26 protein-coding genes and 2 pseudogenes are annotated in these 24980 nt (G+C 70.7%); 7 read left to right on the forward strand and 21 right to left on the reverse strand.

Annotation, left to right across the window (positions count from 1 at the left end; translation table 11 throughout):
• Positions 1-6: 6 nt before the first annotated feature.
• From QE359_RS00695 to QE359_RS00705, 3 genes and pseudogenes are all read right to left on the reverse strand, one after another.
• Positions 7-537, reverse strand: coding sequence for a GNAT family N-acetyltransferase (locus tag QE359_RS00695; protein WP_309776845.1), 531 nt, complete (start codon positions 535-537; stop codon positions 7-9).
• Positions 538-564: 27 nt separating this feature from the next.
• Positions 565-918 carry an amidohydrolase family protein gene (locus QE359_RS00700; RefSeq protein WP_396127711.1) on the reverse strand — a complete coding sequence of 118 codons (354 nt, stop codon included), beginning with the start codon at positions 916-918 and terminating at the stop codon, positions 565-567.
• Between the two features lie 160 nt (positions 919-1078).
• Positions 1079-1702 (reverse strand): annotated as a pseudogene (locus QE359_RS00705) (amidohydrolase family protein); the annotation flags it as partial.
• Between QE359_RS00705 and QE359_RS00710 the strand changes: the two are divergent.
• The 3 genes from QE359_RS00710 (at position 1656) to QE359_RS00720 (ending at position 2930) form a co-directional block, all read left to right on the forward strand.
• Positions 1656-2330 (forward strand): hypothetical protein, encoded by a 675-nt coding sequence (locus QE359_RS00710; RefSeq protein WP_309776849.1) that lies wholly within the window; start codon positions 1656-1658, stop codon positions 2328-2330. The pseudogene QE359_RS00705 and the gene QE359_RS00710 sit on opposite strands and share 47 nt — an antisense overlap.
• A 78-nt stretch (positions 2331-2408) precedes the next feature.
• On the forward strand, positions 2409-2606 hold the full coding sequence (locus tag QE359_RS00715; protein WP_309780384.1) for a sigma-70 family RNA polymerase sigma factor: 198 nt from the start codon (positions 2409-2411) through the stop codon (positions 2604-2606).
• 3 nt (positions 2607-2609) lie between these two features.
• On the forward strand, positions 2610-2930 hold the full coding sequence (locus QE359_RS00720; protein ID WP_309776851.1) for a sigma-70 family RNA polymerase sigma factor: 321 nt from the start codon (positions 2610-2612) through the stop codon (positions 2928-2930).
• A 63-nt stretch (positions 2931-2993) separates the two neighbouring features.
• Here QE359_RS00720 and QE359_RS00725 read toward each other — a convergent pair whose 3' ends face one another.
• The 5 genes from QE359_RS00725 to QE359_RS00745 all read right to left on the reverse strand — a co-directional run bounded on the left by QE359_RS00725 (position 2994) and on the right by QE359_RS00745 (position 9558).
• On the reverse strand, positions 2994-5135 hold the full coding sequence (locus QE359_RS00725; RefSeq protein ID WP_309776852.1) for a beta-galactosidase: 2142 nt from the start codon (positions 5133-5135) through the stop codon (positions 2994-2996).
• A 3-nt stretch (positions 5136-5138) separates the two neighbouring features.
• Positions 5139-6047 (reverse strand): carbohydrate ABC transporter permease, encoded by a 909-nt coding sequence (locus QE359_RS00730; protein ID WP_309776854.1) that lies wholly within the window; start codon positions 6045-6047, stop codon positions 5139-5141.
• A complete protein-coding gene (locus QE359_RS00735; RefSeq protein ID WP_309776857.1) occupies positions 6044-6988 on the reverse strand; it encodes a sugar ABC transporter permease in 945 nt (314 codons plus the stop codon). The genes QE359_RS00730 and QE359_RS00735 overlap by 4 nt, the downstream gene beginning before the upstream one ends.
• Before the next feature lie 11 nt (positions 6989-6999).
• On the reverse strand, positions 7000-8391 hold the full coding sequence (locus QE359_RS00740) for an extracellular solute-binding protein (RefSeq protein WP_309776858.1): 1392 nt from the start codon (positions 8389-8391) through the stop codon (positions 7000-7002).
• A gap of 105 nt (positions 8392-8496) precedes the next feature.
• Positions 8497-9558: a LacI family DNA-binding transcriptional regulator gene (locus QE359_RS00745; protein WP_229085482.1), complete on the reverse strand. Its 1062-nt coding sequence runs from the start codon at positions 9556-9558 to the stop codon at positions 8497-8499.
• 273 nt (positions 9559-9831) lie between these two features.
• On the opposite strand from QE359_RS00745, the gene QE359_RS00750 reads away from it, so the two are divergent.
• Complete coding sequence (locus QE359_RS00750) at positions 9832-10392, forward strand: hypothetical protein (protein ID WP_309776863.1); 561 nt, start codon at positions 9832-9834, stop codon at positions 10390-10392.
• A gap of 78 nt (positions 10393-10470) precedes the next feature.
• Here the strand turns inward: QE359_RS00750 and QE359_RS00755 are convergent, their stop codons facing one another.
• From QE359_RS00755 to QE359_RS00790, 8 genes and pseudogenes are all read right to left on the reverse strand, one after another.
• A complete protein-coding gene (locus QE359_RS00755; protein WP_309776865.1) occupies positions 10471-10773 on the reverse strand; it encodes a Sec-independent protein translocase TatB in 303 nt (100 codons plus the stop codon).
• Positions 10774-10804: 31 nt separating this feature from the next.
• The gene (tatA, locus tag QE359_RS00760) at positions 10805-11017 is read right to left on the reverse strand and encodes a twin-arginine translocase TatA/TatE family subunit (protein WP_309776867.1); all 213 of its coding nucleotides are present in this window, start codon (positions 11015-11017) and stop codon (positions 10805-10807) included.
• A gap of 63 nt (positions 11018-11080) precedes the next feature.
• Positions 11081-12010 carry a carbohydrate kinase gene (locus QE359_RS00765; RefSeq protein ID WP_309780385.1) on the reverse strand — a complete coding sequence of 310 codons (930 nt, stop codon included), beginning with the start codon at positions 12008-12010 and terminating at the stop codon, positions 11081-11083.
• A gap of 52 nt (positions 12011-12062) precedes the next feature.
• The gene (locus QE359_RS00770) at positions 12063-13538 is read right to left on the reverse strand and encodes a glycoside hydrolase family 32 protein (protein ID WP_309776869.1); all 1476 of its coding nucleotides are present in this window, start codon (positions 13536-13538) and stop codon (positions 12063-12065) included.
• Positions 13535-14443, reverse strand: a complete 909-nt coding sequence (locus QE359_RS00775) for a carbohydrate ABC transporter permease (RefSeq protein ID WP_083295207.1) — start codon at positions 14441-14443, stop codon at positions 13535-13537. Before QE359_RS00775 ends, QE359_RS00770 begins: the two co-directional genes overlap by 4 nt.
• Positions 14440-15387, reverse strand: coding sequence for a sugar ABC transporter permease (locus tag QE359_RS00780; RefSeq protein ID WP_309780387.1), 948 nt, complete (start codon positions 15385-15387; stop codon positions 14440-14442). The genes QE359_RS00775 and QE359_RS00780 overlap by 4 nt, the downstream gene beginning before the upstream one ends.
• Complete coding sequence (locus QE359_RS00785; RefSeq protein ID WP_309780388.1) at positions 15387-16025, reverse strand: extracellular solute-binding protein; 639 nt, start codon at positions 16023-16025, stop codon at positions 15387-15389. The genes QE359_RS00780 and QE359_RS00785 overlap by 1 nt, the downstream gene beginning before the upstream one ends.
• 133 nt (positions 16026-16158) lie before the next feature.
• Positions 16159-16566: pseudogene (locus tag QE359_RS00790) on the reverse strand (extracellular solute-binding protein); the annotation flags it as partial.
• Between QE359_RS00790 and QE359_RS00795 the strand changes: the two are divergent.
• The 3 genes from QE359_RS00795 to QE359_RS00805 all read left to right on the forward strand — a co-directional run bounded on the left by QE359_RS00795 (position 16508) and on the right by QE359_RS00805 (position 19477).
• Positions 16508-16648 carry a hypothetical protein gene (locus tag QE359_RS00795; protein ID WP_309780472.1) on the forward strand — a complete coding sequence of 47 codons (141 nt, stop codon included), beginning with the start codon at positions 16508-16510 and terminating at the stop codon, positions 16646-16648. The pseudogene QE359_RS00790 and the gene QE359_RS00795 overlap by 59 nt on opposite strands.
• A gap of 283 nt (positions 16649-16931) precedes the next feature.
• Positions 16932-18008 (forward strand): LacI family DNA-binding transcriptional regulator, encoded by a 1077-nt coding sequence (locus QE359_RS00800; RefSeq protein WP_309776872.1) that lies wholly within the window; start codon positions 16932-16934, stop codon positions 18006-18008.
• A complete protein-coding gene (locus tag QE359_RS00805; protein ID WP_309776874.1) occupies positions 18005-19477 on the forward strand; it encodes a glycoside hydrolase family 32 protein in 1473 nt (490 codons plus the stop codon). The genes QE359_RS00800 and QE359_RS00805 overlap by 4 nt, the downstream gene beginning before the upstream one ends.
• Before the next feature lie 59 nt (positions 19478-19536).
• On the opposite strand, the gene QE359_RS00810 is transcribed toward QE359_RS00805, so the two are convergent.
• The 5 genes from QE359_RS00810 to QE359_RS00830 all read right to left on the reverse strand — a co-directional run bounded on the left by QE359_RS00810 (position 19537) and on the right by QE359_RS00830 (position 24913).
• The gene (locus QE359_RS00810; protein WP_309776876.1) at positions 19537-20658 is read right to left on the reverse strand and encodes a GDSL-type esterase/lipase family protein; all 1122 of its coding nucleotides are present in this window, start codon (positions 20656-20658) and stop codon (positions 19537-19539) included.
• A gap of 112 nt (positions 20659-20770) precedes the next feature.
• Positions 20771-21262, reverse strand: a complete 492-nt coding sequence (locus tag QE359_RS00815) for a GNAT family N-acetyltransferase (protein WP_309776878.1) — start codon at positions 21260-21262, stop codon at positions 20771-20773.
• Between the two features lie 23 nt (positions 21263-21285).
• Positions 21286-21858: a DUF2510 domain-containing protein gene (locus tag QE359_RS00820; protein WP_309776879.1), complete on the reverse strand. Its 573-nt coding sequence runs from the start codon at positions 21856-21858 to the stop codon at positions 21286-21288.
• A gap of 75 nt (positions 21859-21933) precedes the next feature.
• Positions 21934-23835 (reverse strand): ABC transporter ATP-binding protein, encoded by a 1902-nt coding sequence (locus QE359_RS00825; RefSeq protein WP_309776881.1) that lies wholly within the window; start codon positions 23833-23835, stop codon positions 21934-21936.
• Between the two features lie 133 nt (positions 23836-23968).
• Entirely contained in the window at positions 23969-24913 is a 945-nt protein-coding gene (locus QE359_RS00830) for a LysR family transcriptional regulator (protein ID WP_309776883.1), read from the reverse strand.
• Positions 24914-24980: the final 67 nt, after the last annotated feature.

Consider the following 24980-nt stretch of genomic DNA (forward strand, 5'->3'; position numbering starts at 1 on the left):
AGCGGGTCACGTGACGGTCCGCACCAACTCGACCAGGCGCAGCGACGGGGCGTCCCGCCCCTGCCCCAGCAGTCGGAAGTCGCGGGAGCGACCGCTCGCCCGGAACCCGCGACGTTCGTAGAAGCGACCAGCTGGCACCGCCTGGTCGTACACCTCGAGGCGGAGCCGCTCGCCGTGCCCCGCTGCCCACCCGACCACGTGGTCGAGCAGCGCATCCGCGACGCCGTTCGCCCGACCGCGGGACGACGGCGTGACGTACACGCCGGTGAGCACGGGATCGTTGCCGTACGCGTCACCGACCTGGCCGCTCATCATCCCGATCCAGCGACCCGTCCGGTCGACCGCCACCACGCTCGTCGTCTCGGTCCCCTCGCCACGCCTCGCGCGGAGCCGCCAGTCGTCCTCGGTCATCGCGAGCGTGTACTCGAGCGTCGCCCCGTAGGAGATCGGGTCGTCCGTGGCGTTCTCGATGCGGAGAGCGCGCACCTGCTCCCAGTCGCGCTCGGTCGTGGTTCGGATCGTGAAGTCCCCCGGCATGTCCGCAGCGTACCGGCGGCGGGGTGCTCAGCCCGTGAGACCGAACAGCCGACGGGCGTTCCCCGACGCGAAGGCATCGCGGGCCTGCTGATCGGGCAGTGCCGTGAGGAAGGCCGTGATCTCCTCGCGGGTGGGCTGCTGGAACGGGTGGTCGGTCGAGAACAGGAGCCGGTCCGGCGTCGTGATGCTCAGGGCGTGCTGCAGCATCGCCGGGTCGAGCATGCCGGAGGCCGTGATCCAGACGTTCTCGCGCAGGTACTCCGTGATCGACCGTTCGAGGCCGGCCGCACGTGCGAGTCCGTCGGCGCGGTCGTGCCAGAACAGCAGGAGCTCGCCCCAGTGCCCGAGCACGAGCTGCAGCGACGGGTGGCGATCCAGCACGCCGCGCGCCATGAGCCGGAGCGCGGCCGTTCCCGCTTCGAGGTGCCAGCCCCACGAGAAGGTCGCCAGCGCGAGGTCGGGCAGGCCGCCGAGCCCGGTGTAGGAGGCGTCCCGGACCGGCCCGCGGGGGGATCTGCGGGTGGATGAACACCGGCTGCCGGAGTTGCTCCGCGACGGTCCAGAGTTCCTCGAAGCGCGGGTCGTCGATCAGGACGTCCCCGGTGCGGCCGTGCAGCATGACGCCGACGAGGCCGAGTGCTGCGGCGCGCTCCAGTTCGACGGCGGCGGCGTGCGGGTCGGCGAGCGGCAGGGTCGCGAAGGCCCGGAAGCGATCCGGGTGTGCGGCGACCGCGGCCGCGACCTCGTCGTTCGCATCGCGGCTCAGGGCGATCGCGTCGACCGCGTCGAGCCCCTGCGTGCCCGGCGGGGCGAGGGACAGGACCTGCATGTCGACGCCCTGTGCGTCCATCGCGGCGAGGCGCTCGCTCTCGATGTCGCCGAGGCGCCGCGCGGCATCGCCGTGGTCGTTGAGGACGAGGCTGTCGTCGCGCCGATCAGCCGGCAATGCACGCTGCGCACGGTCGATCCCCTCGTGCACCCAGTGCTCCTCGATCCCGATCAGCAGATCCGCCATGGTGTCGTCCTCTCGCTCACCCCCTGTCGAGTGAACCGTACGGCCGACGTCGGCGACCATCTGCGGACGGTCCTCTGGGCACGCTGCGGAGCATGATCGACCCGTGCACTCGTGGACACGCTCGCTGCGATCACCGCTCGGCACGGACATCGTGCTGTCGGTCCCTGCCGTCGCGCGTCCGACCGGCACGACGTGGGTGCTGCTCCACGGGTCCGACGGTCACGAGACCGACCTCCTCCCCCTCGCGGATCGGCTGGCACCCGACGATGCCAAGATCGCGCTGCGCGGCACCGAACCGACGCCGCAGGGGTACGCGCACTTCCGCCGTCGCCCCGACCGGAGCCTCGACGAGGACGACCTGCGGGCGCGCATCGCGCTGCTCGCCGACGCCGTCGACCACGGGAGCGCGCAGCTCGCACCGACCGCACACCGGTTCGTGCTCGGCTTCTCGAACGGGGCGATCGCGGCTGCCGCCCTCATCGAGTTGCGCCCGGACCTGTTCACGGCCGGGGTCCTCATCCGACCGCAACCGCCCTTCCAGTCCGAACCGGTCGGCACCGGCTCCGGCGTCCCGGTGCTGGTGCTCGACGCCCGGTTCGACGCCCGCCGCGCGGCGGGCGACGGCCTCCGGACCGCCGAGCGCCTGCGTGCCACGGGAGCCGTCGTCGACCACGTCACCCTCCCGGTGCACCACGGGATCACCGCCCTCGACGAGGACGCCATCCGGCGCTGGTCGGGCGGCCCCGCACCAGGCCCGATCCCCCGCGATCTGAGGTGAGCACTCCGACCCTCTCGGCGTGACCCGATTCCGAATCCCCTGGACGCATCCACCCGAGGATCGGAGCCCACCGTGCTCATGCGCGCCCCCACCGCAGCACCACCGCACCCCGCGGACTTCGCATCGATCGTGCGACGGCACACGCCGCTCGTGCACGCCACCGCCATGCGCGTCCTGCACTCCCACGCGGACGCCGACGACGTCGTGCAGGAGACGTTCCTCGCGGCGTGGACGCACCTGGGGTCGATCGTCGATGCAGCGGCGATCGGCGGCTAGCTCGTGACCACCGCTCGGCGGCGGAGCTACGACCGGTTCAGCGAGGCCGCCGCGCGGGTCACCGGACGGCTCGACGAGTCGACGCCCGCAGCGGACGACCACGCCCCGACCGGTGTCACCGAGCGTGCATCCCTCGCGCAGGCTGCGACGGCGGTGCTCACGACCATGCCCGCGACGAAGCGCCGGTGCTGGGAGCTGCGCCACGTCGAGCAGCTGTCCTACCGGGAGGTCGCCGATGCGCTCGGGCTGCCGGTCTCGACGGTGCGCGGGATGCTGGTCCGGTCGCGGGCGACGCTCTCGCGTGAGCTGGCGGCGTGGCGGTGACCTGACGGCGGACGGGAGGCGCGGTGCCAGCTGGCACCGCGCCTCCCGTCCCGCAGTGGTCGCCTACCGGACGGCCAGCACCCGCACGTCCCACGCCCCGAGCGACAGCTCGGACCCGGCGGCGAGCGCCGTGCCGTCGAGGACGTCCTCCGCCGCGACCGGCACCTGGAAGGTGCTCGGCGTCCACGACCAGTTGTGGACCACGTGCACGGTCTCCCCGCGGCCGTTGACCGAACTCTGCACCGACTGCGTGTCGGTCTGGGGACGCCAGCCGGGTGCTCCGTCCGCCCGCGGAGCCGCCCAGTCGACGAGCGCCGCGGCGAGCGCCGGGTCCGGGACGGTCCCGACGTAGGTCACCCGCCCGGCACCGTGCGCACGGGTGGTGACCGCGGCGAACCGGCCGTGGTGCGGGTGCTCGTACCCGACGAGCACGTCGGCGTCGTCGACGAGCAGGCCGTCCGCCCACCGGGTGGCCGTGGCCCCGACCGGCACGGAGAACCCGTGGTCCGTCGCGGCGGCCCCGGCGGACACCGGGATGCGGCGACCGAGGTTGCTGAACTCGTCGTAGTGGACGCCCGCCGCGACGTCGAGGAAGGCGGGCTTGCGCTCGAGCCGGGCACGCGCCTCCTCGTCCTCGTAGCCGGTGCGGATGCCGACCACGAGGTGGCCGCCGGCCTCGGCGTAGGCGGCGAGCCACTGCAGCTGCGCGTCGGTGGCGATGGTGAACGCCGCGGCGACGAGGACCGGGCGCTCGGCGGCGAAGGACCCCGGGTCGCGGTCGAACACCTGCGACGGGTGCACCGTGTTCGCCTGGAGCCCGGCGTCGAACACGCCGCGGGCGAACGCGTCGTAGACCGTCTGCCACGATCGGCGGTCGGGCTCCATGCCGTCGCCGAGCGCCGGGTGTTCGTTCAACGCCCACTTCGACTCGTTCGAGAAGAGCAGCGCGACGTCGGCGTGCGGCCGGAGTCCGGCGACCCGGTCCCCGGCGTGGGCGAACTCGGCACCGATCCGGGCGATCTCCTCGTACGTCCGCCCGGGCTGCTGGGAGTGCGGGAGCACCCCGCCCCAGTACGTCTCCACCCCGTAGTGCAGCGTGTGCCAGTGCCAGTACTCGATCATCGAGGCGCCACGGGAAACGAGCGCCCACGCGGCCTGGCGCCACTGCCCCTCGTACGCCGGCTCGTTCATCCACGAGAAGCCGATGGCCTGCGCGTTCGTCTCGGTGACGAGGAACGGCGCCTGCTTCGACCCGTACATCCGGTCGCCCGACGCGACGATCGACCAGGCGCCGGACGACGTCCAGAACTGGGCCGGCTCGTCGGTGCTCGGGAGCTCGAGCGCGTCCTGCATGCGGTAGTAGGGGTTGCCGGCCGTGACGTCGAGGGAACGGGTGAGCGCCTCGTCCTCGACGGTGGGCCGCTCGTAGGCGATGCACGTCGTGACGAACTGGTCCGCACGGGAGTACTCCCGCACGACCGATGCCTGCCAGGCGATGAAGTCCGTCGTGATCGAGGCCTGGAACCGACGCCACGCGAGGTCGTACTGCGGCTGCGCGTTGCCGTCCGGGGTCCACAGGTCCGCCCAGGTCGAGAGCCGGTGCGACCAGTAGGTCAGCCCCCACTCCTCGTTGAGCCGCTCGACGCTCCCGTAGGTGTGCCGCAGGTGGTCGACGAACCGCTGGAACACCTCGGGGTTCGCGATGAGCTCGTTGCCCGGCTCGTTGTCGACCTGGTACCCGATCACGGCCGGGTGGTCGGCGTACCGGGCGACGATCTTCCGGATGACCCGCTCGGCGTGGAACAGGAACGCCGGGTGGGCGTAGTCGATCTCCTGGCGAGCCCCCCAGCCCATCGCCTCGCCACCGGTCCGTCGCCGGACGTTGATCTCCGGCACGATGCGGGCGAGCCACATCGGCACCGCGTAGGTCGGCGTGCCGAGGACCACCCGGATGCCGTGCTCGTGCGCGGCGTCCAGCACCGGGGCGAGCCACTCGAGGTCGAACCGGCCGTTCTCCGGCTCCCAGGTGCTCCAGACGGACTCGCCGACGCGGATGACCGAGAACCCGGCCTCCTGCATGAGGCGCATGTCCTCGTCGAGCCGGGGTGTGGGCTGGTACTCGTGGTAGTAAGCGGCGCCGAAGAGGACGCGGTCGTGCTGCATGGTGCGGGGTACTCCGTTCGAGGGTGCTTGGTCGCGGGTCATGTCTCAGCCCTTCACGGCGCCGGCCGTCAGGCCGTCGAGCAGCTGCTTGCGGAGGAGCAGGAACACGAGGATGGTCGGCACGCTCGCGAGCACGGCGCCGGCGAGCACGAGGTCGTACGAGCGGTTCTCCGAGGCGAAGATCGCGTTGAGGCCGAGCGGCAGGGTGTACTGGTTCGAGTCGGGCAACAGGACCAGCGGCCACTGGAACGAGTTGTAGCTCGGCAGGAAGCTCCACACGGCGAGTGCGCCGAGGGACGGCCGGAGCAACGGGAGCACGACACGACGGAACGTGCCGAACTCCGAGTTGCCGTCGATGCGGGCGGCCTCGATGATCTCGTCCGGGATCGCCTGGACGATGAACTGCTGCATCATGAAGATGCCGAACGCCGGCGCCACCCACGGCACGACGAGCGAGAACCACGGGTTCGTGAGCCCCGACTTCACCACCAGGATGAAGAGCGGCACGAGGATCACCGCGAACGGCACGGACAGCGACGAGAACATCACCGCGAACAGCACCCGCTTGCCCCGGAACCGGAACTTCGCGAACCCGTAGCCCGCCATCGCGCAGACGAAGACGGACACGACGGTGGCGATGAGCGCGGTCCCGACACTGATGCCGAACCACGCCCAGAACGGCTGGGTCGACAGCAGGTTGGAGTAGTTCTCGCCGGTCGCCGGGTTCGGGATCAGCGACGGCGGTGTCGCGAAGATGTCGCCGCGTCGCTTGAACGAGCCGGACAGGGCCCAGAGCAGCGGGAAGACGAACACGAGCAGCAGGGCGATGAGGGTCGCGTAGAGCAGCCCACGGCGGGCGACCCACCCGCGCGTGCGGGGCGGGCCGGAGCGGGGAGCCCGACCTCCGGCGGTCGTGACGGCCCGGGTGGTCGGGCGGTCGGTGGTGGCGGTCATGCGTCCCTCCCGATGGCGAGTGCGCGGTTGAGGATCTGGCTGACGCCGAAGACGATGACGAACAGCACGACCCCGGCCGCGGCCGCGTACCCGAACTGCTGTCGCTCGAACGCGGCGCGGTAGATGAACATGGCGACGGACAGGGTCGCTTCGCCCGGGCCGCCCTTCGTCAGCAGGTACGGCTCGTCGAAGAGCTGCGCGGCGCTGATGAACGACGTGACGACGACGAAGCTCGTGACCGGTCGGATCTCCGGCAGGGTCACGTTCGTGAACTTCCGGAACGTGCCGGCACCGTCGAGCGACGCGGCCTCGTACTGCTCCGGCGACACGTTCTGGAGCGCCGCGAGGAAGTAGATCGTCAGGTACCCGACCGTGCGCCAGAGGAGCACGAACCCGATCGCGACCTTCGCGAGCGTCGGGTCCCCGAGCCAGTCGGTGTTCGGCAGCCCGAACAGCGCCTTGAGCGAGGCGTTGAGCAGCCCGTAGTTCGTGTCGAACACCAGGCTGTAGATGAGCGCGATGACGATCGGTGACAGCACCATCGGGATGAAGAACGTCACGCGGAACAGGTCACGGGCGCGCAGCCCCTTGGCGTTGAGCGCCTGCGCGACGAGCAGGGAGACCGGCACGATGACGAACACGGCGATGAGCGTGTAGATCAGCGAGTTCACCAGGGCGGTGCCGAAGCTGGTGTCGCGGAACAGGTTCGCGTAGTTCGACAGCCCGATCCAGTTCGGGGTGCCGAGACCGACCCACTCCGTGAGCGACAGGTACACGGCGGCGAGCACCGGCACGATCATGAAGAGGCCGTACAGCACGTAGAACGGCGCGATGAACAGGTACGGCGCGCTGCCGCCGTTCGTGTTGAGCCGTCGTCGTCGGGCCGGCGGATCGGCCGTGGTGGCGGACACCGGGATGCCGGTGGCGGTGGATGTGGACAACGTCGTCCTCCTCAGGCGCGGGTCTGGCCGCGGAAGTCGGCCGCAGCGGCGTCGAGCGCCTGCTTCGGGGAGATCTGGCCCTTGTAGGCCTTGATGATGTAGCCGCTCAGGACGGTCTGCAGGATCGCTGCGTCGGCGCTCTGGTGCTGCGACGGGACGTCGTCGACGACGGACTTGTAGACGCCGAACAGCTGCTGCCCGCCGAAGTACGGGTCGCTCATCGCGGCGAGGCGCGGGTCGTCGTAGACCGAGCGCAGCGTCGGCAGGTACCCGAGGTCCTGGTACCGCTTCACCTGCTGGTCCGGGTCGAGGTACGCCGCGAGCACGAGGTCGATCCCCGCCTTCGTGAGGGGCTTGTCGCGGAGCACCGCGAACCCGGTCCCGCCGCCGACGCTCGTCGTGCTGCCGCCACCGGCGAACCGGGGCAGGTTCCGGACGCGCCACTTCCCCTTCTGCTCGGGGACGTTCGGCTTGATGCCGTAGCTGGCGTACCAGGAGGGCATGTCGACCGCCAGGATCGTGCCGCCCTTCAGCCCGGACTGCAGGCTCGGCCCGTACATGTCCGCGACCGTGGCGATCGCTCCGGACTGCACGCCGTCGACGAGGAACTGCAAGGTGCGCTCGGCCTCCGGGGTCTGGATGGCGATGCCGCCGTCCTCGTCGTACATGTCACCGCCGCGCTGGAGCAGCAGGATCTGGTAGCTCTGCAACGTGCCGCCCGGGTCGGTGACCGCGACCGCGTGCAGCGAGACGCCCTTGCTCTTGTTGAGCTTCGCCCCGAGGTCCATGTACTCCTCCCACGTCGTCAGGTCGTCGGGGATGCCGAGGGCCTCGAACCGGTCGGCACGGTGGTAGTACACGCAGAGCGGGGTGTCCGAGTCGAGCGCGTAGAGGTGTCCGTCCTTCGAGAACGGCGTCAGTCGTGCGGCGATCAGGTCGTCCTGCTGCGCGGCCACCGACGGCGACAGATCGCTCAGCAGCTCCTTCGCGATGTCGCCGCGGAGCATCCGGCAGAACGCTCCGATCTCGAGTCCCGCGACGTCCGGTGTGCCCGTGCCCGCGACCGCCTGGGCGATGAGCTTCGTCGGGATGTCGGCCGCCGCGATCGTCGTGATGTCGAGCGCGAACCGGAAGTCGGACTTCCGGTCGGCGACCGGCAGCGCCTGGGTGAAGAACTTCTCGTAGCCGGGGTCGTGCGTCCAGAACGCCAGGTCGGCGCGTCCGGAGCGGACGGCCGCGGTCGACTGCGGTGAGCAGGCGGCCAGCAGGCCGCTGAGCGCGAAGGCTCCGCCAGCAGCGGCGCCCCACCGGAGCAGGTCGCGTCGGCTGGGTCCCCGGCTCGCGTTCCGGTCGGGAGGCGCGGCTGCGGCGGTCGCGCCGGGTCGCGGTGGTACTGGGGTCACGTGTCGTCTCCTGACGTCGTCGTCGAGGTGGGTGCGGGTGTGGAGGCGAGCGCGCGTGAGCGCTCACTCACGGGACGGCGGCAAGCCGCGCCTCCCGTCCGGTGTTCAGTCGGCGGGGCGGAGGTGACGCCGCTCCGGTGACGGCGGCGCGCTGGTGGCGCGCGTGATGAGCTGGCCGGGGAGCATCCGGTGCCGCTCGGCCGGCGGGTGGCCGTCGAGCGTCCGGAACAGGCGGTGCATCGCGAGACGGGTGGCCTCGTCGAAGTCCTGGCGGATGGTGGTGAGGGGCACCGGCAGGAACGCCGCGATCGGCATGTCGTCGAAGCCGACGATGCTGATGTCGCCCGGGACGGACAGACCCGCCTGCTGGATCGCGGACATCGCGCCGATCGCCATCTGGTCGTTCGCCACGAACACCGCGGTCACGTCGGGTCGGGTGAGGAGCGCGCGCATCGCGTCATGGCCGCTCTGCGGCGACCAGTCCCCCTCGACCGGTTCGTGCTCGGCGACGCCCGCATCCTGCAGGGCCGCGCGCCAACCGGTCTCCCGGCGCTGGCTCGAGGTCCAGTTCCCGGGGCCGGCGATGTGCCACACGGTCTCATGACCGAGGGCCAGCAGGTGGTCGGTCGCAGCGAAGGCGGCACCGGTCTCGTCGAGGCCGACCGCGAGGGTGTTCTCACGGTCGGCGACGTCGGGCGGCCCGAGCGTCAGGACGGTCACGCCCGAGGGCATGCGGAGCTGGTCCATCTGGTTGTCGACCGGCTCGGAGAAGACGATCGCCTCGACGTCCTGGCCGATGAGGGAGTCCACCGCGGGTTGGAGCTCCTCGGCGGTCGCGGTCACCGTTCGGACCACGGCGAGGCTGTAGCCGTTCGTGCGGCAGGCCTGCTCGACGCCGGTGAGCATCGCCGTCGGGCCGTACAGGTTCGTGCCGATGGTGATGAGGCCGACGCGGCGGGAGCGCTGGGACTTGAGGGAGCGGGCGGCGGCGTTCGGGCGGAACCCGAGCTCGGCGATCGCGGCCTCGACCTTGGCGCGCACGGCCTCGGTGACGTGGGGCTCGTCGTTCACCACGCGGGAGACGGTCTTCTGGGAGACACCGGCGAGGGCAGCGACGTCGGTCATCGAGGCGGGGCGCAGGCGGCGGACGGGGGCGGTGTCGCTCATGTGCCAGCTCCTTCGCTGCAGCCTCGGGCCCGAGGGAGTTCGGGTGTGGGAGACAGGTAACCACGGGGTTGTCTACGTAGTCAAGGGTCATCTTCCCCGTATCGCTCGCACCCGTGAGGTTGTACCGTTCGCTGATGTGCAGCATTCTGGGCTTCGTCGCCGCGCCCGTGGCGATGATTCGGGGAGGATGAACTTGAGCGCAGACGAGCGGCGATCGTTGACTGCGCACGGAGGGACCGGCGACTCTTCGCAACCGATCGACGGCAGCGAGCGATGAGGGGGTCGCGAACGAGACCATCCGTCGCCCTCGCCGTCGGCGCCTCCTGCGCGGCGTTGCTCGCGATCGACAACCTGCTGGGCTTCACCGGGCACCACGTCCTCGGCGCGATCGCCGTACCCGTCCTCGCCGCGACGTCCGTGGCAGCAGGGTCGCTGGCTGTCGCTGGTGGAGCGTTCACCCGCGATGCCGTGCGCATCCTCGTCGCCGCTGGCGTCGTCGGCTTCGTGGCGACGCTGTCCCCGGCGACCAGCAGTCAGCTGTGGTTCCCCGTCGCGCTCGTCCTGCAGGCACTCGTCCCGCTCGCCTTCGTCGCAGCTGGGGCCCTCTCCGCGCGGCAGCCCGTGGAACCCCGTGCCGTCCGGGTACTCGGGGTGCTGCTCCTGGTGCTGGCAACCGCGTGGATCGTCACCGCGGTCGCGTCGGTTGCGCTCGTGGTGTTCCTGATCGCGCAGGCCTGCACGCTGCTCGTCGCGGCAGCCACGGAACTGCACCCGGTCCTCCGCCGGGCGTGGGGACTCGCGCGCGGGCTCTGGTCGAGCGCTGCTGTCCGTTGAGGCGTTCGTGCATCAGACGCTTCGACCGCGGATCGCGTGGTGGGGGAACTCACGCGCTCCGCGGAGCGGCGCGGGGCATCACTGCTGAGTCTCATGGGTGACAGCCGTCGCCGCTGACGCCCGCTTCCCCGACTCGCTCGCTGACGACGGGTGCGTCAACGCATCACGGATGATCCGGCGCGGGTCGTACCGACGCGGGTCGAGCTCGGACCAGTCGATCTCGACGCCGATCTCCTCCTCGACCTGGGCCTTCGTGGATTCCGCCCAGTGACGGAGCTGTCGGACGAACCCGGCCAGCTGCTGCGCGAGACCGACGAGGCGGTGCGGTCCGACGAAGACCGCGGCGACGATCCCGATGACGATCAGCTTCTCGGCGTCCACGGTGCGCTCCGCTCAGCTCGAGGCGGTGTCGTCACTCGACGGGCGTCGTCGGGGTCGACGTCGCGGCGGGAGTGGAGTCGCCGGTCGGGGTGCCGTGCGGCTCAGTGTCGCGGACCTCGCGGCGGAAGATCGTGAGCGACTGCCCGAGACCCTTCGCCAGGGCGGGGAGCTTGGTGGCGCCGAAGAGCAGGATGACGATGCCGAGGATGACGAGCAGGTGGATGCCGGTGAGGTTGCCGAGCACGGTGTTCTCCTTCGAGGGTTCAGGTCGTGGACGAGGGTCGGTGGGTCCGCACGGTCGACGCGGTCACCGGACGGCCTTCGGGCCGGAGGCCAGCCGGACGTCGTCGATGGTCGGCAGGTCGGCCCCGCGACGTCCGACCGTGATCGCCGCGGCGATGGAGCACGTCCGTCCCAGCTCCCACAACGCGGTGCCGTCGAGGTGCCCCAGCGACGAGCCACTGCCCGTCGACGACGAGTCCGCCGGCCACGGCCTCGAGCGGGTCAACTGCCAGAGGAGCGCCGCGGTGTAGGTGTCCCCCGCGCCCACCGTGTCGATGACGGCCGCGCGCTCCCCCGGCACCGTCACCCGCTCCGAGGGCGTGGACAGGACGGATCCCGATGCCCCGGCGGTGACGACGGCGAGCTCCGCCCCGAGCGCGATGATCGCGTCGAGCACCGCGTCGGTGTCACGCCCGGGCCAGAGCCATGCCGCGTCCTCGTCGGAGAGCTTCACCACGGTCGCCAGGGCCGCCAGCTCCTCGAACCGGGCGCGTGCTGCGGACCGGGTGCCGAGCAGGGCGGGGCGGACGTTCGGGTCGAACGAGACGATCCCACCGGCGGCCGTGGTCCGTTCGGCCGCAGCGAGCACCTTCTCCGCCCCCGGCTGGAGGAACGCGGCGATGGATCCGACGTGCAACCACTCCGGTGTCCGCTGGAGGCGCGGGAGGTCCCACTCGATGTCGAACGCGTAGCTGGGCTGCCCGTCCGCACCGAGCAGCACCGTCGCGGATGACGTCCGTGCAGCGCCGATGCCGCCGGCGACGAGCTGCACGCCCGAGGCCTCGAGGTGATGCGCGACGCGCTGTCCTCGCTCGTCCGCACCGAGCCAGGTCGCGAACTCGACCTCGGCGCCGAGCCGCCCCAGGCCGAGCGCAACGTTCGCGGGCCCGCCGCCGGGGACCTCGCGGCCCTGACCGACGACGTCGACCAGCGCTTCGCCGGCGACGGTGATCATCGACACGTCCGTGTCGTTCCCGGACCGGCGACGGGGCCGTACCGCAGCGACATCAGGCAGTCCCGGCGCCGGCGACGACCGCCCGCGGAGCGGACGCCACCGAGGTGACCGAGCACTCGAGCGGCCACCACGACGCGCCCTCCGGGGCCTCGACGGTCCACGGCGGTGCCTGCACCGGGTAGACCCGCGTCGTGACGGAGCGTCCGGCGCTGGTGAAGACCTCGACCACGGAACCGTCGAGCAGCACGCGCACCGCGGGGCGGTCCGCCGCGGCGTCGAACGGATGACGGATCTCGGCGGGGTGCCGGTCCGCGCGCTGGTCGGTGCTGGCGCAGGACCGGTCGACGGTGAGCGTGTCCGCCTCGGTGTCGACGACGATGTCGAGGAACTCGGCGTCGGAGAACCGGACCCGGATGCGACCGGTGACCGGGTCGTGGAGCACGATCTCCGCCTGGGCGCCGATCGTCTCCGCGCGGCCGTCCGTCGCCGAACCGACGCGCAGCGCATCGAGGGCCGGGTGGGGCTCGGTCAGGAGCCGTCCGTCCGCGACCCACGCGCGGCGCGGCAGGGAGATCGCGCCCGACCAGCCGGCCTGCTCGGTCCACTCCCGGGTCCGGCCCTCGGTGATCCACCCGAACAGCACCGGGCCCCACGACCCCGTCCGCATCACCGAGGCCGCGTAGAAGTGCTGCCCGTCGTCGATCCGGGAGGGCCGCGGGTCACCGGTCAGGGGCACCGCGAGCACGTCGCCGGGCCCCTCCGCGTGGGACCACGACGCGACGATCGCCACGTCGGCGCCGTCGATCGTGATGATCTGCGGGCACTCCCAGCCCTCGCCGGTGTCGATGCCGTGCACCGTCGCGCGCGGCATGGCGACGAGGTCGCCGACGAACGCCCAGTCGACACCGTCGGTCGAGCGGTAGTGCCGGACGGACGCCACCTGGTCGGCGTCCGCGGCGCCGACGGCCATCGACCACCCGTCTCCGTCGGACCACACGAACGGGTCGCGGAACATCGTGATCGATTCCTCGGCTCCGGGGTCCGCGACGACCTGCACGGGGGCTCCGAAGGTGGCTCCGCCGTCGGTGGACTCGGCGAGCAGCACCGACTGGAAGGGGCTGTGGTCGACCTTGCCGGAGTAGTAGGCGCGGACGACCCCGTCGTGCAGGACGGTGTTGCCCGACCAGGCACCACCGGAGTCGGCACCGCCCGGGACCGGCACGATCGCCGGACGGTGGAGCGTCCAGTGCACGAGGTCGTGGCTCGTCACGTGTCCCCACTCCACCGGGACGTCGAGGTCGACGCGCGGCCGGGACTGGAAGTACAGGTGCGCCTGCCCGCCGATGTCGATCGGGCCGTTCGGGTCGTTGACGTACCCGCGGGGCAGGCGGACGTGGAACTGCGGGAGGTGGTGGTCGGCTGGTGCGATCACGGTCGGTGCTGCTTCCTGGGACGGGGTGGGGACGGCGCGGGCGTCGGCCGGCGGGGCCACTGCCGAAGGCGCCTCGGTCACGGGCGTGTCGGTCATCGTGACGACCCCGCCGTGACGCCCTCGATGAAGTACCGCTGGGCGACGATGAACAGCAGCACGCTCGGGATCATCGTCAGGACCACGCCGGCGAGCACGACCGAGATCGAGCCGGTGCCGAGGTTGCCCTGCAGGCCGACCAGGCCGAGCGGGAGCGTGAACGTGTCCTGCTGGTTCAGGAAGATCAGCGGCCGGTAGTACTCGGCCCAGAACCCGGAGAAGTTCAGGATCGCGAGCGTCGCGATCGCCGGGCTGGCCATCCGCGAGTACACGTGCCAGAAGACGCCGAACTGCGTCGCTCCGTCGATGCGCGCCGCCTCACCGAGCTCCTTCGGCATCTGCATGAAGTACTGCCGCATCAGGAAGGTGCCGAACGCGCTGCCGAGGGCCGGGACGATGAGCGAGGCGATGGAGCCGGTCAGTCCCATGTCCTTCAGGATGACGAACACCGGGATGATGATCGTCTGGATCGGCACCATCATGGTGGCGAGGAAGATCCCGAAGATCGTGTTCTTCCCCGGGAAGCTGATCATCGCGAACGCGTAGCCCGAGAGCGTGCAGGTGATGGTCTGGCCGACCACGATGAGCAGTGTGACGAGCACGCTGTTCACGAAGAACTGGCCGATCGGGATCTGGTTGAACACGGCCGCGTAGTTGCTGAAGTCCCACGAGAGCGGGATCCACTGCGGCGGGTTGTCGAACGACTCGGCCGGGGTGCGGAGCGAGGTGGTCAGGGTCCAGAGCAGCGGCCCGAGCGCGAACACCGCGGCGATGATCAGGATGACCAGCCCGATGACGCTGCCGACCTTCGCCACCGGTCGGCGGCGACGGACGATGTGGGCGACGCTCGGCTGCGCGACGGTCTCCGGCGCGTGGAGCGGGTTGATGACGTCGGTGGTCGTCATTGGTAGAACACCAGCTTTCGTGCGGCGATGAACTGGATCCCGGTGATGATGCCGATGATGACGAGCAACAGGATCGCGATGGCGGAGGCGAACCCGAACTGCAGGTTCTGGAAGCCGGCCTGGTAGAGGGAGATGGTCGCGGTCGTCGTCGCGGTGCCCGGCCCGCCCTTCGTCATGATGAACGGCTGGTCGAACAGTTGCATCGCGTTGATCATCGCGATCACGGTGGCGAAGAGGATCGTCGGGCTGATCAACGGGATCTTGATCCGGAAGAGGGTGCGCCACGGCCCGGCTCCGTCGATCGCTGCGGCCTCCTGGACGTCGACCGGCACGGACATCAGGGCGGCCACGAACAGGACGAACGTGAACCCCACCTGCTGCCAGACCACCACGAGCACGACCGTGACCTTCGCCCAGAACGGGTCGTTGAGCCAGTGCGCGCCCGGGAGCCCGATCTCGTTCAGGTAGTAGTTGATGAGCCCGAACTTGGTGTCGAAGATGTAGCCCATGAAGATCGACACCGCCGCGGACGACGCGAGCAGCGGCAGGTAGAACGACGTCCGGAAGAAGACGCGCGTGGCGTTGCGCTTCCGGTTGTTCGCCAGCACCGCCAACAGCATGCCGAGCGAGATCTGCAACGCGACGATGCAGACCGCCAGCACGACGGTCACCCCGAACGAGGCCAGGACCGGACCGTCGGTGAACAGCCGCACGTAGTTGTCCAGGCCGACGAACTCCGGGCTGCTGATCACGTCCCACGACGTGAAGGAGAGCCCGAGCGACGCGAGGATCGGGATGAACGTGAAGACGGCGACGAAGACCACCGCCAGTCCGATCATCGCGTAGCCGAACGAGGCTTCACGGCGCCGGACGCGCTTGGCCGCCGGGCGGCGGGCTGCGACCTCGGCAGCCCGCCGGGTGCGGAATCCTGTCGTCGCGGTCATCACGACGCCTGCGCGGCGGCCTTCTCGATGTCGGCCTGCAGGCCGTCGAGCGCCTTCTTCGCGTTGCCGGACGAGATCGCCTGGGTGGTGCGCTGGTTGAGGGCCGTCGCGAGCGCGTTGTAGTAGGGCGGTGCGGAGATCGGCACCGAGTTGTCGAGCTGGTCGTAGAACACCGACCAGTGCTCCGGCCCCGTGGTCTTGTACCGATCGGCCGTCAGCAGCGACTTCTGCGCCGGTGTCGTGACGTTGCCGGGCCAGAGCGCGTCGAAGCTCTCCGGCTGCACCATCAGCTTGATGACCTCGAACGCCAGGTCCTTCTGCTTCGACGAGTCGAAGATGCCGTACCCGCCGGCACCGAAGAGCGACTTGTTGCTCTTCCACGTCGGGAACTCCACGACGTCGAAGCTGCCGTCCTTCATGCCCGCGTTGTGGAGACCACCCGCCCAGAACCCACCACCGATCGTCATGCCGATGCGCCCGGACGCGAAGAGGCCCTGCAGCGTGCCGCCACCGCCGACGTCGGGCGACGGGGACGCCCCCGACTTCTGCAGGTCGATCACGTACTGCAGCGCCTCGACCGCGGCGTCGGAGTTCGCCGTCGGGTCGCCCCACTTCCAGCCTCCCTTGCGGCCGCTCACGCCCACGGCGTTTGCCGTCGAACGCCTTGCTGCCCCAGAGCCAGTCGCCGCCGGAGTAGCGACCCTCCTCGAGGAGGTTGCCGTCGTTCGCGTAGAGGAACGAGGTCCAGCTGCCCCAGAGCCGCACGACCCAGTCGAACGCGTAGGTGCTGCCGCCGACCTTGGCCAGGCTCTCCGCCGACGAGTGGAAGTCGTCCATCGACCAGTTCGCAGCCGGACGCGAGAGCCCCGCCTTGTCGAACAGCGACGTCGAGTAGAACATGCTGCCGGCGTTGAAGCTGTCGGGCAGCGTGTAGAGGTGCCCCTGGTACATCGTCGACTCGACCAGCGAGGGGTGGATGCCCCTGAAGTACGTCGACAGCCCGGACAGGTTCTTGGTGACGAGGTCGTCGAGCGGCGTCAGCAGGTTCTTCGAGGCGAGCAGCTGCTGCCCCTCGGTCGCGACACTGACGATGTCGGGCACGTCCCCGGAAGCGATCTGCGTGAGCACCTTCGCCAGGAAGTCGTTCCAGTCGGTGCCGTTGATGGCCGTGACCTGCAGCTTCGCCGTCTTGTCGAGCTGCCGGATCTTCGGCTCGATGGCCTTCTGGAGTGCGGTCGCCGCGCTCTGCTCCCCGAAGTAGAGCATCTTGATCGTGCCCGTCGCGCCACCGCCGCTGCCGGAGGTGGAGCACGCCGCGAGCGATCCGATGCCGGCCAGTGCGAGTCCGGCACCACCGAACTTGAACAGCGTGCGTCGGTCGATCGGAGTGCTGAATCCGTTCGCCATGGGTCGCTCCTCTCTGAGCGATCGTGGCCCCGTCGAGTCGGAGCCAATACGTATTTGCTCGCCGACTGTACACAAGTCGTCCAGATGAGGCAATACGTATTTGCTTCTGCCATGATGAGCATGTCGAAGGAGGACAGATGGCGAGCCGAAAGCAGACGGAACCGTCGCACCGCGTCACGATGAAGGACGTCGCGCGGCATGCCGGCGTCTCGCAGCCGACGGTCTCGTTCGTGCTGAACGACCGGCGCGACGTCTCGATCGCCGCGGACACCCGGGCCCGCGTGCTCGAGTCGGCGAAGGCGCTCAACTTCCAGCCGAACCGTGCCGCGCAGTCCCTCCGGTCGAACCGGTCCTACACGGTCGGGGTCATCGCGGACCGGCTCGTCTCCCAGCCCTACGCCGGTCACATCGTGCTCGGTGTGCAGCAGGCCGTGCAGGAAGCCGGGTACGTCTGCTTCGTCGTCGAGACCGCGCAGACGTCCGACGGCGGCACGGCGGCCGTCGCGAACCTCGTGCAGCAGGGCGTCGCCGGCCTGATCTACGCCGCCCCCGGCCCCGAGGACGTCACGCCAGTGTCGGGCGTCGAGGGCGTGCCGACGGTCTTCGTGAACTGCTTCCCGCCGGACGGCGCCCCGGCCGTCACCGTGCTGGCCGACGAGTTCCAGGGTGGCCACGACGTCGCCGCTGCCGTGTTCGCCGCCGGGCACACCGACGTCGCGTTCCTCGGCGGTCCGGAGGACGACTACGCCTGCCGCGAGCGCAAGCGCGGGTTCGACGAGGCCGCGGCCGAAGCCGGTCTCCGAGCAGACGCCGTCCCCGTCCGGTACGGCACCTACCAGGTGGGCTCCGGCTACGACCTCGCGATGGAGTTCCTCGCCGACGACCCGCCGACCGCCCTCGTGTGCGGGAACGACCGCATGGCCGTCGGCGCACTGATGGCGGCGCAGTCCCTCGGGCTCCGCTGTCCGGAGGACGTCAGCATCGTCGGCTTCGACGACCAGCCCGACCTCGCCGACCAGATGCACCCGCCGCTGACCACGGTCGCGCTCCCCCACCAGCAGATGGGCTTCGACGCCGGCACGCTCCTGCTCGCCGAGACGCACGATCCCGGGCGCCACCTCGTGCCCTGCGAGTACGTCCCGCGAAGCTCCCTCGCAACGCCACGGGACGCCCCAGCACCCGCACCCGCAACCGATCCGCAGGAGTCCGAGTGACCGCCGAACCGAGCACCCACTTCCGCCCGCCGAACGGCTTCGTGGGCGACGTCATCCCGTTCGCGGCCGACGACCGGGCGTGGCTGTACTACCTGCTCGACGAACGGCCGGACGCGGCACCCGTCGACCGTCCGACCGGCATGCCCTGGGGCGCGGTCTCGACGACGGACTTCGTGACCTTCGAGGACCACGGCGTCGTGCTCCCCTCGGGCGGACCCGACGCCAGCGACTTCGACTGCTACACGGGCAGCGTCGTCCGCGACGACTCCGGGCTCCTGCACCTGTTCTCCACCGGCCACAACCCGCGCATCACCACCGACACCGATCTCGGTCGGAAGGACGTCCAGGTCGTCTGCCACGCGACCTCCGACGGCGACCTCACGCGCTGGACGAAGCACCCCGAGTGGGACCTGCCAGCACTCCCCGGCTACGCGCCCGAGGACTGGCGCGACCCGTTCGTCTTCCGCCCGTCGCCCGAGCGCCCCTGGCAGATGCTCCTCGCGACCCGCCGCTCGGACGAGCCCTACCGCCGCTCCGGTCTCGTCGCCCGCCTCGAGTCGGACGACCTCGTCACCTGGCGCGACGCCGACCCGATCTGGGCGCCGCACCGGTTCATCGCCCACGAGTGCCCGGACGTCTTCCGGTGGGGCGACTGGTGGTACCTCGTGTACTCCGAGTTCTCCGACGCGTTCTGCACGCGCTACCGCGTCGCGACGTCGCCCGACGGACCGTGGCTCGCGCCCGCCGACGACACCGTCGACGGCCGCGCGTTCTACGCCGCGAAGACCGTCGCCCTCGGCGAGGACCGCTTCTTCGTCGGGTGGATCGCCACGAAGGAGGGCGAACGCGACGCCGGGGCGTGGCAGTGGGCCGGCACCATGGCGACCCTCCAGGCGCACCAGCGAGCGGACGGATCGTTGGGCTTCGACCTCCCCCGGACGCTCCGAGCGGCGTACGCGAACGAGGTCGACGTCACCGATGTCTTCACACCCGTGAACGGCGCGGCACCGGTCGTCGGAGACGGCGCATCGAGCCGCTTCGCATCCTGGACCGGGCCGGAACTCCCCGCCGAGGCGCTCGTCACGATCGAGCTCGACGTCGCCCCGGACACGCGGTCGTTCGGTGTGCTCCTGCGCACGAGCGACGACGCGGAAGCCGGCTACGCGCTCCGCCTCGAACCGGACCGCTCCCGACTCGTCCTCGATCGGTGGCCGCGCGGTACGACCGGCGGTGAGCAGTGGCAGATCCTCGGTGACGTCCCGCACGCGGTCGAGCTCGAGCGCCCGGTCCCCCTCGCTCCCGGCCCGCACCGCATCGACGTGCACCTCGACGGCGACCTCTGCGTCGCCGTCGTCGACGGTTCCGTCGCGTTGAGCACGCGCCTCTACGACCGCCCGTCCGGGCGTCTCGCGCTCTTCGCGCAGGACGGCGCGTTCGCGCTGACCCGGGTCACCGTCAGCACTCGCTGACGGGCTCCGCACTGACGGACGGGAGGCGCGGTGCCAGCTGGCACCGCGCCTCCAGTCCGTCAGTCGTCCTCGTGCGCAGCCAGGGTGGCGAGCACGAGCTTCGCGATCCGCCGTTGGCCGGAGTCGCTCGGGTGGATGCCGTCCGTCGAGTAGATCCCCGTGCCCGAGTGGTCGGCCTGCGGGAGAGCGTCCGCCAGGCCGACGAAGGCGGCGCCACCCTTCGCTGCGGCGTTCTCGATCTCGGCGAGGTAGGTCGACCACGGGCTCGCCATGCCGTCCGTCATGCTCGAGGCCGGGTCGAACTCGCCGATCACGAGCAGCGAGGGTTTCGTGGGGAGTGCCGCGAGCGCCTTCAGGAACGCCACGTACTGCGTCCCGAGTTCCTCGGGGGTGAGCTTCGACGCATCGTTGCCACCCAGCGTGATCGTGACGAGGTCCGGCGCAGCACGACGCATCGCTGTCAGGAAGCCCTCCTGGTCCTCGGTGAAGGTCGCGATCGTCGCTCCGGAGTGGGCGGAGTCGTAGCGGTGGATGCCCTTGCCCCGGTCGCCGTCGAAGATCGTGAACCCCAGCAGGGAGAACGGCGAGACAGCGGTGACCGTCACCGTGTGCTCCCCGCTCGACAACCCGTCCACCGTCGTCGTCGTGCCGGTGCTGGCGGACCCCGTCGTGGCGACGGTCTCCGGTGCGGCTCCGTCGACGCTGTAGGTGAAGTCGCCGGACCCGGGGTAGCGCGCCCACCAGATGTCGATCCCGGTGCCCGTGAATGCGTAGGTGCGCGAAGCGCCTGCCTGCATCGCGACCGATCGGTAGCCGAGGTCGGGTGCGGTGGCGTCGAACTGGCTCGACCCCGTGCTCGCCGTCGCCCAGTCACCCCACGTCGAGTCCGGGCCGTACACGGCGAACTGTGCCGGGAGGTACCCGGCGCCACCGGTGACACCGTCCGTCGGGTGCTCCGTGCGGAGCCCGTCGAGCGTGAGGTCCATCCACCGGGTGGAGCGGGCGGAGGCACCCTGCCCCTCGGTGATCGAGTCCCCCAGGGCGACCCAGTTCGCGGGTTCGTCGGCCCGGTCGGCCACGGCCGCGTTCCAGGTGGCGAGGGGATCGGCGGCCTTCGGGGCCGTCTGCGTGGAGCACCCCGACACGACGATCGCCAGGAGTGCGACGGCCACTCCGGCCACGACCCGGGCTCCCCCTCGACGCCGTCCACGAACAGTGCTCCGCAGTGGGCCGTTCACGTTGCCTCCCGTGCGTTGGGGTGTGGACCGCGACCGAGCGCCGGGTCGGGCAATGCTACGCGCCCCGCTCGCGGACCCGGAACGAGACGTCACCACTGACGAGCTCGCGTGACCACGCGACCTCGCGTCCGAGCTGCCCGGTCGACGTGAAGAGGCGCACCTGTTGCGTCCCGGGCAGGACGGAAGCGAGCACGTCGCGGTCTGCGGGAGTGAAGCCGAGCTTCTGCCAGAAGGGCCCCGACCGCCGCGAGAACAACCACGCTCGACCCGCGCCCGCTCGAGCCGCTTCAGCCAGCGCGAAGCGCGCGAGCCGCGTACCGGCCCCGGACGCCCGCATCGAGCCGGACACCGCGACGCTCCGGATCAGGGCGTGCGCGCCGTCCGCGCTGAGCTCGAATCCGGTGCTGCCGGTGATCCCGCCCTCGGGTCCGCGTTCGAGCCAGACCTGCACGGCCGGCGAGTCGAGGCCGGCGATCGTCAGGTCGGCCTCGAGCAGGAACGTCCGCAACTCGTCCAGGTCGTCGCTCGTCGCTCGTGTGTAGTGCACGACTCGTCCTCGTCCGGTGACGCCTACGGGAGCACCTGCTGGAACACCGCGACGGCCCGACCGATCCCGACGATGATGCCGATGACGACGACGGCGATGCTGATCCACAGCGGCCACATGGGCCGTCCGGGTGCGACCTTGCGGACGACGACGTACCGGCCGATGACGTAGACGATCGGCGACAGGAACGCCCACGGCCACGAGAACGGCCGGACGACGCCGCGCCGCCCGAGGGCCCGGTGGTCGAAGAACGCGAGCACGACGTTCGCGGCGTACAGGAGCACGGAGAACGCCTGCAGCAGGAAGTACCCGGCGGTGTAGATGGAGGTCGGGTCCACCGTCCGGACGCCTCCCGGACCGACGCCGTAACGGACCTGCGGCTCGTAGAGGAAGGTGACGGGGAGGGAGAGCAGCGGGAGCAGCGCGAGGACCCAGACGAACACGGTGTCCGTCGGCACGTGCTCGGGGAGCCGCTGGCGGGGCAGCTGCGCGGGCGGCGGGCCGACCTGCACGGTCCACTGGGTGCCGTCCCACCACCGGGTGGCGTGTTGACCGGACGGGTCGGGGTACCAGCCTGGCGGCGTCGGTGACGACACGGTGCGCTCCTCGGGGGTCGGCGGGAGCATCGAACCCCCGCCCCGACCGTAGTGCAGCACGGCGGCCGAGTGCACCTACGCCCTCGCCGGACCCACCTCGTCCGGAGCGACGTCCTTCTGCACCGCGAACTGCGTCCGGTGCAGTTCCTCGTACCGGCCACCCGCCGCGAGCAGCTCCTCGTGCGTCCCGCGCTCCACGATCGAGCCGTCCTCGACGACGAGGATCTGGTCCGCGCTCCGGATGGTGGAGAGTCGGTGCGCGATCACCATCGCCGTGCGTCCCTCGAGCGCCTCGCTGAGCGCAGCCTGCACCGCAGCCTCCGAGGTGGAGTCGAGGGCCGCCGTGGCCTCGTCGAGGATGACCACCCGCGGCTGGGCGAGCAGGAGCCTCGCGATCGTCATCCGCTGTCGCTCCCCGCCGGACAGCCGGTAGCCGCGCTCCCCCACCATCGTGTCGAGCTGGTCCGGCAGGGACCGGATCAGCGTCTCGAGGCGCGCGCGGCGGACCGCGTCCCACACCTCGTCGTCGGAGGCGTCCGGCCGCGCGAGCCGCAGGTTCGAGCGGATGGTCTCGTGGAACAGGTGCCCGTCCTGCGTCACCATGCCCATCGTGTGCCGGAGGGACTCGAAGGTCACGTCGCGGACGTCCTCACCGGCGAGCCGGACGGCGCCCTGGTCGACGTCGTAGAGCCGCGAGAGCAGCTGCGCGATCGTGGACTTGCCCGCGCCCGAGGTCCCGACGAGCGCGATGGTCTGTCCGGGCTCGATCCGGAACGAGATGCCGTGCAGCACCTCGTCCCCGCCCCGGGTGTCGAGCGTGGAGACCTCCTCGAGCGACGCCAGCGACACCCGGTCCGCCGAGGGGTAGGCGAACCGGACGTCGTCGAACTCCACCGTGACCGGACCGTCCGGCACGGCCACGGCGCCGGGCTTCTCCTGGATGAGCGGCTCGAGGTCGAGGACCTCGAACACCCGCTCGAAGCTGACGACCGCGCTCATGATCTCGACACGGGCGTTCGCGAGACTGGTCAGCGGCACGTACAGCCGGGTGAGGAGGAGCGCGAGCGTGACCACGTCACCCGTGTTCAGCTGGCCGCCGAGGGCGAGGACCCCGCCGAGGCCGTACACGAGCGCGAGGGCGAGGGCCGCGACGAGCGTCAGGGCGGTGACGAAGACGAACTGCAGCATCGCGGTGCGCACCCCGATGTCCCGGACGCGCGCCGCACGGACGCGGAACTCCTCGGACTCCTCCTCCGGCCGACCGAAGAGCTTCACGAGGGTGGCTCCGGGAGCGGAGAAGCGCTCGGTCATCTGCGTGCTCATCGCCGAGTTGTGGTCGGCGGCCTCGCGACGCAGGGCCGCGAGTCGACCACCCATGCGGCGAGCCGGCACCAGGAAGAGCGGCAGCATGAGCACCGCGATCACCGTCACGAGCCACGACGTGCTGAGCATCACGGCGAGGGTGAGGACGAGCGCCACGAGGTTCGTGACCACGCCGGACAGCGTGCCGCTGAAGGCCTGCTGCGCTCCGATCACGTCGTTGTTGAGGCGGCTGACGAGCGCGCCCGTCCGGGTCCGGGTGAAGAAGGCGATCGGCATCTTCTGCACGTGGTCGAACACCGCGGTCCGCAGGTCGAGGATCACCCCTTCACCGATGCGGGCGGAGTACCACCGGGTCGCGAGCGACGAGGCAGCGTCGGCCACGGCGACGACGGCGATGACCACCGCGAGCCAGACGATCGTGCCGACCGCGCCACGAGCGGCGATGACGTCGACCACCTGGCCGGCGAGCACCGGAGTCGCGACCGCGAGGAACGCGCCGACGATCGAGAGCGCGATGAAGACCACGAGCTTGGCGCGGTACGGCGTCGCGAATGTCATGATGCGCCGGAGCGACTCGCGGGAGAACCCGTTCCTGCCGTCCTTGGCGGTGGAGATCTTGTAGAGCGAGCTCCAGGCCGCGCCTTCCATGCTCATGGCAGTTCCCTCCGCGCCGCGGAGTCGACGCGGGCCGGCAGCCAGGATACGGCGGTCCGTCGCGCCCCGCGCCGGTCGCGGGAGCCTGGAGGCGCGACCCGCCTGACGGAGGCGGGTCGCGCCTCCAGGCTGGTCACCGCGCGAGCGGTTCGACGCCGTAGCTCCTGACCACCGCTCGCAACTCGTCCAGGTACGCCTGCGCCTGCACGGTGAGGGGAACCGAGGCGTGGGCGATCCACCCGATCTCGATGCGTTCGTCGACGTCGAGCGGGATGGCGACGATCTCGGGGTCGAGGTCGTCGCTGATGAGGCCCGTCGAGATCGTGTACCCACCGAGGCCGATCATGAGGTTGAAGATCGTCGCCCGGTCCGAGACCCGGATCTCCCGCTTGCTCGACATCGTCGACAGGATCTCCTCGGCCAGGTAGAAGGAGTTGTTCGCGCCCTGGTCGAACGTGAGTCGAGGCAGGTCGGCGAGGTCCTCGAGGGTCGCGCGCTCCCGCGACGCGATCGGGTTCCGCCGGGAGACGAAGATGTGCGGCTGGGCGACGAACAGCGGGGTGAACACGACACCGGCGTCCCGCAGCAGCTTCCCGAGGACCTGCTTGTTGAAGTCGTTGCGGTAGAGGATGCCGACCTCGCTCCGCAGCGTGCGGACGTCCTCGATGATGTCCCAGGTGCGCGTCTCGCGGAGCGAGAACTCGTACTCGTCCGCGGCCGCCGCTTCGACCATCCGGACGAACGCCTCGACGGCGAACGAGTAGTGCTGCGCCGACACCCCGAGCAGTCGACGCGACGCCTGCCGCCCGACGTACCGCTGCTCGAGCAGGGAGACCTGCTCGACGACCTGCCGGGCGTACCCGAGGAACTCGACGCCGTCGACGGTGAGCACGACGCCTCGGGCCGAACGGGTGAAGAGCGGGCGACCGATCCGTGTCTCGAGGTCCTTCATCGCCGCGGACATGGTCGGCTGCGACACGTAGAGCAGATCGGCCGCGGCGCTCATCGAGCCCTCGGTCGCGACCTCGATGAAGTACCGGAGCTGCTGCAGGGTGATGTCGTTCGAGACCCGGGCCATAGGCCGAGGCTATACCGCCGCATAGTGTCTCGGTATTACCTGATGGCCTCGGGATCCCGCCATGATC

Origin of the sequence: Curtobacterium sp. SORGH_AS_0776 (assembly GCF_031453355.1) — a bacterium.
Lineage (GTDB): Bacteria > Actinomycetota > Actinomycetes > Actinomycetales > Microbacteriaceae > Curtobacterium.